Consider the following 14038-nt stretch of genomic DNA (forward strand, 5'->3'; position numbering starts at 1 on the left):
AAATTCGCTACTCGGACGCCTGATCCGCTACCCCTGTGGAGGTAGCGGATCCGGTGCCGGGGTAGCGGATTTTCTTCGCTCTCGCCCCCGGTCGCCCTGTCAGCGCACGGGGATCGCGACGAGCTTGGTCTCGAGGAATTCCTCGATCCCCGTCGTCCCGCCCTCGCGGCCGAGCCCGGACTGCTTGATCCCGCCGAACGGCGCTGCCGGGTTGGAGACGACGCCCACGTTGATGCCGACCATGCCGGCCTGGAGCCGCTCGGACATCGTCATCGCGCGGTCGAGATTCTCGGTCATGACGTACGAGACCAGCCCGTACTCGGTGTCGTTGGCCAGCGCGACGGCCTCGTCATCGGTGTCGAACGGCACGAGCGCGGCGACGGGGCCGAAGATCTCGGTGGACATCAACCTGGCGTCCGGGGTGACGCCGGTGAGGACGGTGGGCGGGTAGAAGAAGCCGGGGCCCTCGCCGCGGGTGCCGCCGGTAAGCACCGCGGCACCGCGGCTCACGGCGTCGTCGACCAGCTCGGCGACCTTGTCGACGGCCTTTTCCTCGACCAGCGGTCCCACGTCGGTGCCCTCGGCGGTGCCGTCGCCCACGGTGAGGGAGGCCATCCGCTCGGTCAGTCGGCGACCGAACTCGTCCAGCACCGACCGGTGCACGAGGATCCGGTTGGCGGACGTGCACGCCTCGCCCATGTTGCGCATCTTGGCGGCCATGGCGGCGTCGACGGCGGTGTCCATGTCCGCGTCCTCGCAGACCACGAACGGGGCGTTCCCGCCGAGCTCCATGGAGGTGCGCAGCACGCCGCGCGAGCACTGCTCGAGCAGCTTCCGGCCTACGGGTGTGGAGCCGGTGAAGGAGAGCTTGCGGGCGATCCCGGAGTCGATCCACGGCTCCACCACGCCGCCGGCGTCGGTCGTGCACACCACGTTGAGCACGCCCTCGGGCAGACCGGCCTCGCGCAGGACGTCCACCACGTACAGGGAGGTCAGCGGCGTGAGGTTGGCGGGTTTGAACACCATGGTGCAGCCGGCGGCCACGGCCGGGCCGATCTTGCGGGTGGCCATGGCCAGAGGGAAGTTCCACGGGGTGATGAGGATGGACGGGCCCACCGGCTCCTGCGTCACCATGAGTCGGGTCTTGCCGTCGGGGGAGCGGCGGGCGTCGCCGTGGATGCGGGAGGCCTCCTCGGAGAACCAGCGGAAGAATTCGGCGCCGTAGCTGACCTCGCCGCGCGCCTCGGCCAGCGGCTTGCCCATCTCGGTGGTCATGAGGAGGGCGATCTCGTCGGCGCGGTACACCAGCAGCTCGTAGGCCCGGCGCAGGATCTCGGCGCGCTCGCGCGCGGGGACGGCGGCCCAGCTCTCCTGCGCCCGCCCGGCAGCGGCGATCGCGGCGGTGGCGTCGTCGGCCCCGCCGTCGGCGAGGGTGGCGATGGCCTCGCCGGTGGCCGGGTTGACCACGTCGAACGTGGCGCCGGAGGCGGCGTCGCGCCACTGCCCGTCCACGTACACGCCGGTGCCGAGTCCGGCGATGATGTCGGTGACGGAGCGGGTCATTGGGGCCTCCTGGTGGTGGGCGGGACGGTGGCGTCGGGATCGGGGCTGGAGGGGTCGGAATCGGCGGGATCGGGATCGAGGAGTTCGAAGAGGTGTCGCCCGGTACGGCCGAGTTCACCGGTCTGGGTGGCGCACGAGAACCCGTCGGTGAGGACCGGCGCGTCGGGGTCGGCGCGCAGGGCGGGTGCGAGGGCCTGTTCGGCGACGGCGGCGGTGACGGCCTCGTGGCCGGCGGTGAAGCCGAAGTCGCCGGCGACGCCGCAGCAGCCGGTGGCCTCGCGGACCGAGCCCACGCCGAGGGCGGTGAGCGTCGCGCGTTGCACGCGGTTGCCGAACGTCGCGTATTCGTGGCAGTGGGTCTGCACGGTGACGCGGTCGGGCGCGGTGCCGCCGGGCCAGGCGGGCGCCCGGCCCTCGGAGGCGAGGCGGCCGAGGTGGTCGGCCGAGGAGCGGATCCGCGCCGCGACGCGCCGGGCCGCGTCGGCGTCGGGGGTGTCGGCGAGGAGGTGGGGGAGGTCGCCGCGCAGCGTGGCCGCGCAGGACGGTTCGACGACGACGACGGGCACTTCCGCCCCGTCCGGCCCGCGGATCGCGTCGAGGTGACGCGTGGTCGCGCGCATGGTGCGTCGGGCGGCGTCCAGTCGGCCGGTCGTGACGTGGGTGAGGCCGCAGCAGTGGCCGGCCGAGCAGGCGACGGAGGTGTGCGAGCCGCCCAGGACGCGGGCGGCGGCGCCGGCGACGTGCGGGCGCAGTCCCCGGGTGAACGAGTCGAGGAACAGCACGACCTCGGCCGAGGTCCGCGCAACCGCCCGGCCGCCCGAACCGGCGACCGCGCCCGTACCGGCAGCGGATCCCTTGCCCGATCGCCGGGCCAGGTCGCGCACGTGCCACACGCTGGCCGGGACCCGGGCGAGCTCGTCGCGGAGCTGCCGGGCCGAGGCGAACCGCGGCAGCGCGCGCTCGCCGGTGATCCCCCCGAGCCGGGCGCCGGCCCGCCCGAGCGGGGTGGCGAGCAGGGCGTTGAGCGGCCCCGCGGCGCGGGTGGTCCCGCGCAGCCACAGCGGGAGCAGGCCGAGGGAGTAGTGGACGCGCGGCCGGACGCGTCGGCGATAGCGGCGGTGCAGCGCCTCGGCCTTGAACGTGGCCATGTCGACGCCGGTGGGGCAGTCCGAGGAGCACGCCTTGCAGGCCAGACACAGCTCGAGCGACTCCTCGACAGCCGGGTCGTCCACGCCGATCGTGCCACGCACGACCTCCTGCAGGACGCGGGCCCGACCGCGGGTGGAGTCCTTCTCGTCGCCGGTCGCGCGGAAGGACGGACACATCACGCCGCCGGTCGACGTGCGGCAGCGGCCGACCCCGATGCAGGCCTGCACGGGGTGAGCACCGTCGGCGGAGGTGAGCAGTCCCAGGTCACGCCGGCCGATCCCGGGCCCGACGCCGGCCAGGGCGAGGTCGGCGTCGACCGGCCGGGTGGCGGTGAGGCCACCGGGTGCGAGCAGCCCCGCGGGGTCCCAGATGCGCGCGAAACCCTCGAACGCGCCCAGCATCTCCGGCGAGTACATCAGCGGCAGCAGTTCCGAACGGGCGCGGCCGTCCCCGTGTTCACCGGACAGGGAGCCGCCGTGGCGCACGGCGAGGTGGGCGGCGTCGGTGCAGAAGGCGCGGAAGACCGCCCGCCCGGCGTCCGAGCGCAGGTCGAAGGTGATCCGGATGTGCATGCATCCGGCGCCGAAATGGCCGTACATCACGCCGGCGAGCCCGTGCCGTGCGAGCAGTTCGCGGAACTCGGCCAGGTAGTCGGCCAGCCTCTCGGGCGGCACGGCCGAGTCCTCCCAGCCGGGCCAGGACTCGATGGTGGCGCCGGTGGCGGGATCGGTGAGCCGGGAGCTCAGGCCGGCGCCGTCCTCGCGGACCCGCCACAGGTCGGCGCGGGTCACCGGATCCGTCACGACGAGGGCCTCGAGGGCGTGACCGTCCCCGGCCAGCTCGTCGGCCACGCGCGTCATCCGGGCCCCGAGCCCACCACCGGCGCCGCCCGCCTCGTCGTCGTGCTCGTCGTCGTTCCCGTCGTCGTCGAGTTCCACGAAAAGCCACGCGCGCCCGGAGGGCAGATCGGCCACGGCGTCGGCGCCGCGGCGCTGCCGCATGGTCGCCACGATCACCTCGTCGATCCCCTCCACCGCCGTGGGGCGGTGGCGCAGGATCGCCGGGACGTCGCGGGCGGCGTCCACGACGTCGGCGTACCCCACTACCAGCAGGCCGGTGCGCGCGGCCCGGGGCACGGCGCGCATGGTCGCGGCGGTGACGATCGCGCATGTGCCCTCGGAGCCGACCAGCGCGCGGGCCACGTCGAAGCCCTCCTCCGGCAGCAGGTGCCGCAGGTGGTAGCCGGAGACCTGGCGGGGGATGCGGCCGAGCTCGGTGCGGATCGCGGCCAGATGAGCGGCGGCCAGGTCGCGCAGCTCGGCCGTGAGGTACTCGGCGCGCGCGGCGGCGGCCGCGTCCCCGGCGTCGGTGGCCTCGACGCCTCGGCGCGTGGCGGTGAGGCGCAGGCCGTCGGCGGTGACCAGGCGCAGCGCCTCGACGTGGTCGGCGGTCCGGCCGTGACGCACGGAGTGGTTCCCGCACGCGTCGTTGCCGATCGCCCCGCCCAGGCACGCCCGCGACTGGCTCGAGGGATCGGGGGCGAAGGTCAGTCGCGAGTCGGTCGCGGCGTGAACCGCGGCGCGCAGGGCGGTGAGGACGGTGCCGGCCTCGGCGGTGACCGTCCGCGCAGCCTCGTCTACGGCCAGCACCCGGTGCATGTGCCGCGACAGGTCCAGCACCAGCCCGGTGCCGACGGAGTTGCCGGCCATCGAGGTACCGCCGCCGCGGGCGGTCGCGGGTACGCCGAGGCGGTGGCACACGGCGAGCGCGGTGGCGACCTCGGCCTCCGAGCGGGGGAAGAGCACCGCGGCCGGGGTGACCCGGTAGTTGGAGGCGTCGTAGGAGTACTCGGCGACCCGGCGGCGATCGGCCTCCGGGGCCAAACCCGCGGCGGTGAGCGCGTCGACCAGCTCGTCAACCGTCACCGTGGACCCGCCGGACCCGCCGGACCCGCCGGACCCGCCGGACCCGCCGGCGCGGCCGGGCGCGGTCGCGTCGACGCGGGCGGTCACGCCGCCCCGTCGCGCACCCGGTGCACGGCCTGGGTGAAGCGCTCGACGCCGGCGTCGACTTCCTCGGAGGTCACCACCAGAGCCGGGATGAGGCGCACCACCGACCCGGTCGGCCCACACGTCAGGGTGAGCAGGTCCTCGTCCACGCACGCCTGCTGGACGGCCGTCGCCAGGCGCGCGGCCTCGAGCGCGCCGGCGCTGCCGGCGGGCGCGGTCGGGTCGCCGAACTCGACGCCCAGCATGAGCCCGGTACCGCGGATGTCGCAGATCTCGCTCACGTCCGCCAGGCTACGCCGCAGTCCGTCGAGGAGCTGGGCTCCGCGCTCGGCCGCGCACTGCACGAGGCTCTCGCGCTCGACCACGCCGAGCGTCGCCACCCCGGCCGCGGCCGCCACGGCGTTGCCGCCGTAGGTGCCGCCCTGGGAGCCGGGCCAGGCCTTGGCCATGAGCTCGGTGGGTGCCGCGATCGCGGAGATGGGGAAGCCGGAGGCGATGCCCTTGGCGGTGATGATGACGTCCGGGACCAGGCCCTCGGTGTGCTGGTGGCCCCAGAAACGGCCGGTGCGCCCGATGCCTGCCTGGACCTCGTCCAGCACGAGCAGCGCGCCGATCCGGTCGGCGCGCTCGCGCAGTCCCTGCAGGTAGCGCGGGGGAGTGGCCATGTACCCGCCGTCGCCCAGGACGGGCTCGATGAGGAACGCCGCGATCTCGCGGGCATCGACGCGGGTGGCCATGAGGTAGTCGAGCTCGGCCAGCGCGAAGTCCACGGCCTCGTCGGTGGTCCACCCGTGGCGCAGCGCGTGGGGGAACGGGGTCATCACCACGCCGCCCATGAGCGGGGAGAAGCCGGCGGAGAAGCGGGTCCCGGCGGTGGTGAGGCTCGCGGCGGCCACCGTGCGGCCGTGGAAGCCGCCCTGGACGGTGACGATGTTCGGCCGGCCCGTGGCCATCCGCGCCAGCCGCACGGCGGCCTCGACGGCCTCGGAACCCGAGTTGGCGTAGAACACCGAGTCGATGCCGGCCGGCAGGTGCTCGCCGAGCTTGGCGGTGAGCTCGAGCAGCGGCTGGTGCATGACGGTCGTGTACTGCGCGTGGATGATCTTCCCGCACTGCTCCCGCGCGGCCGCCACGACGTCGGGGTGGCAGTGGCCGGTGCTGGTCACGCCGATGCCGGTGGTGAAGTCCAGGTAGTCGCGGCCGTCGGTGCCGTGGATCCACGAGCCGAGGGCGTGGTCCACGACGACGGGCGTGGCCTGCTTGAGAAGGGGCGACAGGTGCGCGGTCATGCGGTCAGTGTGTGGCCGCGCCCGGTCGATTGTCAACAATCCGACGATTGCGGATTCCCGCCGCGCGGCCGCGTTACGGTGTCCCCATGACGCCGCATCCCGATCCCGACCGCGCCGCCCGCCCGACCGTCGTCGTCCTCACCGCCAACGGCGTCGCCCCGCCCTCCACCCTCGAGGAGATCCGCGACCTCGCCGACGTGCGCGAGTGCACGGCCGACACCCTCGCCGACGCGCTCCCGGGCGCCGAGGTGTTACTCCTGTGGGACTTCTTCTCGGAGGCGCTGGCCTCCGCCTGGCACGCCGCCGACTCGCTGCGCTGGGTGCACGTGGCCGCCGCCGGCGTCGACAAGCTGCTCTTCGACGAACTCCGCGACTCGGACGTGCTGGTCACCAACGCCCGCGGAGTGTTCGACGAGCCGATCGCCGAGTACGTCCTGGCCTGCGTCCTGGCGCACGACAAGCTCCTGCACCAGACCGAGGCCCTGCAGCGCTCGGGGGTGTGGCACCGCCGGGAGACCACGCGAGTGGCGGGCCGGCGCGCCCTGGTCGTGGGCACCGGCGGGATCGGCCGGGCCACCGCGCGGCTCCTCCGGGCGGTCGGGCTCGACGTGGCCGGGGCGGGACGTCGACCACGCGACGACGACGAGGACTTCGGCCGCGTCCTGGACTCGGCCCGCCTGGTCGACCATCTCGGCGACGTGGACCATCTCGTCATGGTGGCGCCGCTGACGGAGGCGACCCGGGGGATGCTCGGGCCCGCGGAGCTGGCCGCCCTTCCCGACGGCGCACACGTGGTGAACGTGGGTCGCGGACAGCTGGTCGATCAGGACGCTCTCACGGCCGAGATCGTGTCGGGCAGGCTCTCCGCGCATCTGGACGTCCTCGTCGTCGAACCTCTCCCCGAGGGCGACCCGCTCTGGACGTTGGGGGGCGTGCACATCAGCCCGCACATGTCCGGCGACGTCGTGGGCTGGCGCGACACGCTCTCCGCACAATTCCGCGATCACCTGCGCACGTGGCTCGCCGGCGGCGAGCCAGGTCCCGCGGTGGACAAGAGTCGAGGATACGTCAGCGGCTGAGAGTTGTCCGAGATCGTCGCCACGGATACGGTCGGCCCCACGAGGGCGGCACCCCTCGTTTTCCCGAGTCAGCCGGGGTTTTCAGGCTGAGGAGAGAAAGGAGTCGTAGTGACCATTGCCGTTGATGACTACCAGACCCGCGTGACCGGGCGCCCGGAGATCGTCGAGCGCCGGGACCCCGTCATCTGGGGGAGCAGCCAGGATCCCGAGGTGCTCGAGTTCGAGGAGAAGGGATACGTCCAGCGCGAGGGCGCCCTGGACCAGAGCCGGATCGACGCCTGCTGGGAGGAGCTCCGACGGTTCGGGGACGACCCCGCGATGAAGGACGATCCCCGCATCATCCGCGAGGAGGGCGGCCGGGCCGTCCGGTCGATCTTCGACGTGCACGAGCTCAGTGAGGTCGTGTGGGAGGCCGTCGAGCGGTCCGGCGCGATCGATCTGGCCCGCCAGATCCTCGGATCCGATGTGTACGTTCACCAGAGCCGGCTCAACTACAAGCCCGGCTTCGCCGGCGGCGCGTTCTACTGGCACTCGGACTTCGAGACGTGGCACGCCGAGGACGGCATGCCCAAGCCGCGCGCCTGCAGCGCCTCGATCGCGCTCACGCCCAACGAGACCTACAACGGTCCGCTGATGATCATGCCGGGCACGCACAAGTACTACGTCCAGTGCGCCGGTGAGACGCCCGAGGACTACTACAAGGAGTCGCTCGTGACGACCGCGCCGAAGGTGGGCGTTCCGTCCGAGGAGCACATCACCGAGATGTACCGCGAGCACGGACTCGACGTCCTCACCGGCGGCGCGGGCTCCATGACGATGTTCGACTGCAACGCGCTGCACGCCTCGGGTGGCAACATCACCCCGCTGCCGCGCGCCAACGTGTTCATCGTGTTCAACAGCGTCGAGAACGAGCTCGCCGAGCCGTTCGCGGGCACGCCGCCGCGCCCGGACTTCCTCGCGCGTCGGCCCTGAGGTCTCACGCCCCGCCCGGGGGGTCCAGGCCGACCTCCCGGGCGGCGGCCGTGAACGCCGCGACGAACGCCTGGAGCGGGCGCCTCCGGGCGTCGCGGCGACGATGGGTGATCGACACCGTCCTGGTGAGCCCGTCCCTCAGCGGCAGAACGTCCACGTCGGCAGCGAACGTGGTCAGGCCGAGATCGGAGGCGAGCGTGACGCCGAGGCCGGCGGCGACCAGGGCCAATGCCGTGGACTGCTCACCCGCCTCGTGGCGCACCTCCGGCTCGAAGCCCGCTTCCCGGCACGCGATCCGCACCGCCCGGCCGAAGTGCGAGCGCGGGTGCGCGACCACCCACGGCGCCCCCGCGAGGTCGGACAACGACACCTGCGCGGTCGGCATCGACCCGCGCGGCACCACCGCGTGCAGGGCCTCCCGCGCGATCGGCAACCGCACGAGGTCCGGCACGTCCGCCATCGCGTAGCTCGAGTAGTCCAGCACGAACGACAGGTCCAGCGAGCCGTCGCGGACCGCGCCCGCCGTGTCCTCCGGGGCCAGTTCGTGGCTGCGCACGACGATTCCCGGATGGTCGCGGGCCAGGATCGCGATCCCGGCCGGCAGCAGCGTGGTGGCCACCGACGCCCATACCCCGGCCGTGAGCGTCGTCCCGACGCCCGCCCTCGCCGACTCCATCGCGTGGCCCGCGTCCTCCACCGCGGACAGGATCGTGCGCGCGTGCTCCGCCAACACGAGTCCCGCCTCCGTCAACGCGAGACCACGACCCCGCTTCTCGAACAGGGGCGTCCCCGCCTCGCGCTCGAGCAGCGAGAGCTGCTGCGACACGGCCGAGACGGTGTACCCCAGGCCCGCGGCGACCGCGGTGACGGTGCCCCGTCGCTCCAGTTCGTGGAGCAACCGCAGGCGGTGCAGGGACGGCTCCATGCCCCGAGAGTAGGAGCCCCCGGGTCGAACGTGCAGGAAAAGTGAACGGTCGGGTCCACGAAGTCTCGCTGGACCCGCCCGGGGACGCGGACCCATGCTGGGGACACCCCCGCCGGACCCGCCGACGGACGAGGTCGCCGAGGAGGCGAGCACCATGACATCCATCGAGATCCCGGGCACGACCGGCAACACGGGGGCCGGCCCGCAGACCGGGCCCGCCGCACAGGCCGTCTGCGCACCGGCCACGGCTCCGGCCCTGACCCCGGCCACGGCGCCGGCCCTGACCCCGGCCACGGCCCCGGCCGAGACGTCGAGTACCCGCCGCGAACCCTACTTGCGCCTGCACTGGGAGGACGATCAGACCTGCGCCCGCGGCTATCTCGTCGTGGACACGCTCGTCGGCGGCCTGGCCACCGGCGGCACCCGCATGCGCGCCGGATGCACCCTCCGCGAGGTAGAGGACCTGGCGCGCGGAATGACCCGCAAGACCGCGGCCTTCGACTTACCCGTCGGTGGGGCCAAGGGCGGAATCGACTTCGACCCCAAGGACCCGCGAGCCGTCGAGGTGCTCGGCCGCTTCTGCGAGGCGATGCGCCCGTTCCTCGACCGGCACTGGGTGACCGCCGAGGACCTGGGCGTGCCGCAGCACCTCATCGACGAGGTCTTCGGCCGCCTCGGCATGAGGCAGTCGTACCACGCGGCGATCGAGCGGTCCGCTGACCCCGCGGCCACGGCCGATCGGATCTTCCGCGGGCTCAACGCCGAGGTCCCGGGTGGGCTCCTGGGCGACGTGATCGGTGGCTACGGCGTCGCGCAGGCGTGCCTCGCGGCAGCGCACGTGCGCAGCTGGGACATCGAGCGCACGTCGGTCGCGATCCAGGGCGTCGGCACCATGGGCGGTGGCGCCGCCTGGTATCTGCACGAGGCCGGGATGCGGGTGGTCGCGCTCGCCGACGCCGCCGGCACACTCTACGACCCCGCCGGCCTCGACGTCCCGGCGCTGCTGGCGACCCGCGACCGCTTCGGCGAGATCGACCGCGCCGCCGTACCCGCCCGGGTGCAGCGTCTGGACCGCGACAGCATTCTCGGCATGGACGTCGACGTCCTGGTTCCCGCCGCCGTGTCGTACGCGATCACCGCCGAGAACTGCGCGCAGGTCACGGCACCGATCGTCGTGGAGGCCGCGAACGCCGCCACGACCGCCGATGCGGAGCTCGACCTCACGACCCGCGGTATCGCGGTGCTGCCGGACTTCATGGCCAACGCCGGCGCCGTCGCCTGGGCGTGGTGGCTCATCCTCGGCGAGGTCGACGATCGGCCCGAGACGTCGTTCCTACGTCTCGGACGGGAGATGACGGCGAAGGTGGCGGACCTACTCGCCGGCTGGGACCCGACCAGCGGCCCGCTGCGGTGGGCGGCCGACGTCTCCGGCGCGATCCGGACGGTGCCGCCGGTCGTCGTGCCCTGACCGCGGGCCCGGGCTCCCGCCCCCGAGGCGCCCGGGCCCCGCACCCGCCGCAGCCCGCACGGCCAGGCTCCCCGTTCCCGGGACCCCCGCAGCGCACCCGCCGCAGCCCGCACGGCCAGGCTCCCGGTTCCCGCGACCGCCGCAGCGCACTCGCCGCAGCCCGCACAGCCGCACGTCTCTATGGCGTCTCGCTCGCCCCGAAGGGTGGGCGAGACGCCATCGTCAGGCGCGGCTGCGGTTCAGGCGTACAGGCGCGGGAGCGAGACGCCAAGAGCGGGAGCGGCTGCGTGGACACGCGCGGGAGCGCGACGCCAGGCGCAGGAGCGAGACTCCAAGTTGAGGAGCGGGCCGCCGGGCGGGGGAGCGGCTGGGCAGACACGCACAGGAGCGAGACGCCATCGTCAGGAGCGGCTGCGTGGAAACGCGTACGGGCCCCGCCACATAACGCGCTGTCAGACTGTGCGGCCCTATCCGGTGGCGGAGTCGGCTTCACCGGCCTCGTTGCCGTTCCCGTTTCCGATCGCCGTGTGTAGGCGCGCGCGGCGGGGCGAATCGTCGGTGCCCAGCAGCAGGTCGATCGTCAGCGCCAGCCGGGTGGCGACGTCCGCGGCCGACGACCGCCGGGTGAGCCACGAGACAAGGTTGGACATCCACACGTCCGAGACCACGCGCGCGATCGAGAGCTGGAGTTCGTCCGGTTCGCCCTGTGCCAGCGCGCGGGCGATGATGCGGTCCATGAGGAAGCCGACCTCCTCGACCTCGTTGGCCACAGTGGCGTCGGCGAACATGAAGGCCCGCGTCATGGCCTCGGTGAGGTTCGGGTCGCGCTGCATCGACTTGGTGATCATTTCCACCACGACCTTCATCCGCTCCTGCGCGGTGTCGCCGGGCGGGGCCGAACGCTCGGTGCGCTGATCGAGCCGGCGGAACTCGCGGGCGAGCGCCGAGACGAGCAGGTGCACCTTCGACGGGAAGTACCGGTAGAGGGTGCCCACGGCGACCTCGGCCTTCTCTGCCACGGCGCGCATCTGCACGGCCTCGTACCCGCCCTTGGCGGCCAGGGCCAACGTGGCGTCGAGGATCCGGCGACGGCGCTCGCGTTGCGACGACGTACTGGGCTCGTCGGCTCTGGTAGCGGCGGCGGCGGACGCGGCGGCGGAGCCGGTCTCGGTCGAGCTCTTGGTCATGGCAACGAACCTTCTGCGCTGGTCGGATCGGGACTGCTGATCGGGCTGGCGGTCTCGGGTTGGCGTACCGGGCGGGGACCCGGGTGTACCGATCGGACCCTACTGGTGCATTCTAGAACACGTTACCTAGAACACGTTCTATTGTAGGCGTGTACGCGCGGGCCCTCGAGTCCCGCGCCGGGTACGCGTCCCCCGCCCGAGTCGAGGAGCCTGCAGTGAGTATCGCCACCACACCGGACCAGACCGAGATCCAGAGTTCGATCAAGGCCTGGGCGAAGTCCGCCGATCCCGTGGCTACGGTACGCGTTCAGGAGGAGGATCCGGAAGCCTGGAAGGCGGTGTGGCCCCGACTCGCCGAGCTGGGGCTGTTCGGTGTCGCGATCGCCGAAGAGCACGGCGGTGCCGGCGCGGAGATCGTCGACCTGGCCTGCATGCTCGAGACCGCAGCCGCCCACATGGCGCCGGGCCCGGTGCTGTCCACCGCCCTGACCGGGGTGCTGGTCTCCCGTGCGGGCGGGGCCGTGGCGCAGGCGCTGGGGGAGACCATCGCCGAGGGTGGCCTGCCGGTGGGCGTGTGCCTGGGCATCGGCACCGCGACGCTGGACGGCTCGGGTGAGGTCACCGGCGACCCCGGCATCGCCTACGGCGGCACCCCCGACGGAGGACTGCTCTTGCCCGTCGAGATCGACGGCGCCACGCGCTGGGCGCTGCTCGAGGCGGGCACCGCGGGCGTGACGGTCACCCCGTCGACGCCGTACGACATCTCGGCCTCGATCGGCCGCGTTCGCCTGGAGGGCGTGACGATCCCGGCCGACCGGATCCTCAAGGGCATCACCACCGAGCACGTCCACCAGCTGTTCGTCACGCTGGCCGCGGCGGAGGCTGCGGGCGTCGCCGACTACACGCTCGCCACCGCCGTGGACTACGCAAAGATCCGCGAACAGTTCGGCCGCACCATCGGCTCGTTCCAGTCCATCAAGCACCTCGCCGCCGACATGCTCTGCCGCACCGAGCAGGTCCGCGCGCTGGCGTGGGACGCCGCCGTCGCTGCGGAGGACCTCACCGACTCCGACTCCGAGCTGCCCGTCGCCGCCGCGGTCGCCGGGGCGCTGGCCTTCGACAACGCCGTGCGCAACTCCCAGGACTGCATCCAGATCCTCGGCGGCATCGGCTTCACCTTCGAGCACGAGGCCCACTTCTACATGCGGCGCGCGAGCGCGCTGCGCCAGATCATCGGTGGGTCCGCCCGCTGGCGACGCAGCCTGGCCGAGCTCACCCTCGCCGGCAGGCGCCGCCACCTCGACATCGACCTGTCCGAGATCGACGGGCTGGACGCCACGCGCGAGGAGATCCGCGCACTCGTGGCGAAGGTCGCCGCCGCGGAGGGCGACGAGCGCAAGCAGGCCCTGGCCGACACCGGCCTGTTCATGCCGCACCTGCCCGAGCCGTGGGGCCTGGGCGCCGGCCCGGCCGAGCAGCTGCTCATCGACTCCGAACTCGAGGCCGCCGGCGTCACCCGCCACGACATCACGATCGGCGGCTGGGCCGTACCCACCATCCTGCAGGCCGCCCCCCAGCACGCCGATCTGCTGGTGCGCGACACCATGGCCGGGAAAATCAGGTGGTGCCAGCTGTTCTCCGAGCCCGGCGCCGGCTCCGACCTCGCCGCTCTGCGCACCACCGCCGAGAAGGTCGACGGCGGCTGGAAGCTCAACGGCCAGAAGGTGTGGACGTCGCTTGCCCGCGAGGCCGACTGGGCCATGTGCCTGGCCCGTACGGACTCCGGCGCGCCCAAGCACAAGGGCATCACCTACTTCCTGGTGGACATGCGCTCAGAGGGCATCCGGACCCGGCCGCTGCGCGAGATCACCGGCGAGGCCCTGTTCAACGAGGTCTACCTCGAGGACCTGTTCGTGCCCGACGAGTTCCAGATCGGGACGGTCAACGACGGCTGGAAGATCGCCCGCACGACACTCGCCAACGAGCGCGTGGCCATGGGCGGCGGCTCCTCCCTCGGTGACGCCGCGGAGGAGATCATCGGCCTCATCAACGCGGCCGGGGTCTCAGGCGACGCGCTGGTTCTGGACGAGTTCGGCAAGCACGTCGCCGACGGCGTCGTGGGCAACCTGCTGGACCTGCGCACCGCGCTGCGCAGCCTCGCCGGTTCCGGGCCGGGCGCCGAGTCGAGCGTCCGCAAGATCGTCGGCGTGCGCCATCGCCAGGACATCGCCGAGTTCGGCCTGGAGCTCACCGGCACCGGCGGCGTCGAGTTCACCGAGCAGGGCCGCAAGTTCCTCATGGTCCGCTGCCTGTCGATCGCGGGCGGCACCGAGCAGGTGCTGCTCAACGTGGTCGGCGAGCGCATCCTCGGCCTGCCCCGAGACTGACCACCGCCTG

Annotated in this window: 9 protein-coding genes; 4 read left to right on the forward strand and 5 right to left on the reverse strand. The window is 73.1% G+C overall.

Annotated features, from left to right (window positions below; all coding sequences use genetic code 11):
• Positions 1-99: 99 nt before the first annotated feature.
• The 3 genes from VYL96_RS03050 to VYL96_RS03060 all read right to left on the reverse strand — a co-directional run bounded on the left by VYL96_RS03050 (position 100) and on the right by VYL96_RS03060 (position 6010).
• Positions 100-1563: an NAD-dependent succinate-semialdehyde dehydrogenase gene (locus VYL96_RS03050; protein ID WP_061916475.1), complete on the reverse strand. Its 1464-nt coding sequence runs from the start codon at positions 1561-1563 to the stop codon at positions 100-102.
• The gene (locus VYL96_RS03055; protein WP_061916517.1) at positions 1560-4637 is read right to left on the reverse strand and encodes an FAD-binding and (Fe-S)-binding domain-containing protein; all 3078 of its coding nucleotides are present in this window, start codon (positions 4635-4637) and stop codon (positions 1560-1562) included. The genes VYL96_RS03050 and VYL96_RS03055 overlap by 4 nt, the downstream gene beginning before the upstream one ends.
• A gap of 83 nt (positions 4638-4720) precedes the next feature.
• Positions 4721-6010 carry an aspartate aminotransferase family protein gene (locus VYL96_RS03060; protein WP_061916478.1) on the reverse strand — a complete coding sequence of 430 codons (1290 nt, stop codon included), beginning with the start codon at positions 6008-6010 and terminating at the stop codon, positions 4721-4723.
• An 86-nt stretch (positions 6011-6096) separates the two neighbouring features.
• Between VYL96_RS03060 and VYL96_RS03065 the strand changes: the two genes are divergently transcribed.
• Positions 6097-7089: a D-2-hydroxyacid dehydrogenase gene (locus VYL96_RS03065; RefSeq protein WP_061227445.1), complete on the forward strand. Its 993-nt coding sequence runs from the start codon at positions 6097-6099 to the stop codon at positions 7087-7089.
• A 108-nt stretch (positions 7090-7197) separates the two neighbouring features.
• Positions 7198-8061 (forward strand): ectoine hydroxylase, encoded by an 864-nt coding sequence (thpD, locus tag VYL96_RS03070; RefSeq protein WP_131885690.1) that lies wholly within the window; start codon positions 7198-7200, stop codon positions 8059-8061.
• Positions 8062-8065: 4 nt separating this feature from the next.
• On the opposite strand, the gene VYL96_RS03075 is transcribed toward thpD, so the two are convergent.
• Positions 8066-8986, reverse strand: coding sequence for a LysR substrate-binding domain-containing protein (locus tag VYL96_RS03075; protein ID WP_131885691.1), 921 nt, complete (start codon positions 8984-8986; stop codon positions 8066-8068).
• A gap of 94 nt (positions 8987-9080) precedes the next feature.
• Here VYL96_RS03075 and VYL96_RS03080 point away from each other — a divergent pair, with 94 nt between their 5' ends.
• Positions 9081-10454, forward strand: a complete 1374-nt coding sequence (locus VYL96_RS03080; protein ID WP_243699671.1) for a Glu/Leu/Phe/Val dehydrogenase dimerization domain-containing protein — start codon at positions 9081-9083, stop codon at positions 10452-10454.
• A gap of 467 nt (positions 10455-10921) precedes the next feature.
• Here the strand turns inward: VYL96_RS03080 and kstR are convergent, their stop codons facing one another.
• A complete protein-coding gene (kstR, locus tag VYL96_RS03085) occupies positions 10922-11641 on the reverse strand; it encodes a cholesterol catabolism transcriptional regulator KstR (protein WP_131885692.1) in 720 nt (239 codons plus the stop codon).
• Positions 11642-11856: 215 nt separating this feature from the next.
• Between kstR and VYL96_RS03090 the strand changes: the two genes are divergently transcribed.
• A complete protein-coding gene (locus VYL96_RS03090) occupies positions 11857-14028 on the forward strand; it encodes an acyl-CoA dehydrogenase family protein (RefSeq protein ID WP_131885693.1) in 2172 nt (723 codons plus the stop codon).
• The last annotated feature ends 10 nt before the right edge of the window (positions 14029-14038 follow it).

The sequence above is a fragment of the Dietzia maris genome, assembly GCF_036287335.1.
In the GTDB taxonomy this organism is placed as follows: Bacteria; Actinomycetota; Actinomycetes; order Mycobacteriales; family Mycobacteriaceae; genus Dietzia; species Dietzia cinnamea.

Excerpts from the sequence above, each read along its gene's own strand:
- VYL96_RS03050 (WP_061916475.1), bottom strand. The coding sequence starts at position 1,563 with ATGACCCGCTCCGTCACCGACATCATCGCCGGACTCGGCACCGGCGTG.
- VYL96_RS03060 (WP_061916478.1), bottom strand. The coding sequence starts at position 6,010 with ATGACCGCGCACCTGTCGCCCCTTCTCAAGCAGGCCACGCCCGTCGTC.
- VYL96_RS03065 (WP_061227445.1), top strand. The coding sequence starts at position 6,097 with ATGACGCCGCATCCCGATCCCGACCGCGCCGCCCGCCCGACCGTCGTC.
- VYL96_RS03075 (WP_131885691.1), bottom strand. The coding sequence starts at position 8,986 with ATGGAGCCGTCCCTGCACCGCCTGCGGTTGCTCCACGAACTGGAGCGA.
- VYL96_RS03080 (WP_243699671.1), top strand. The coding sequence starts at position 9,081 with ATGCTGGGGACACCCCCGCCGGACCCGCCGACGGACGAGGTCGCCGAG.
- kstR (WP_131885692.1), bottom strand. The coding sequence starts at position 11,641 with ATGACCAAGAGCTCGACCGAGACCGGCTCCGCCGCCGCGTCCGCCGCC.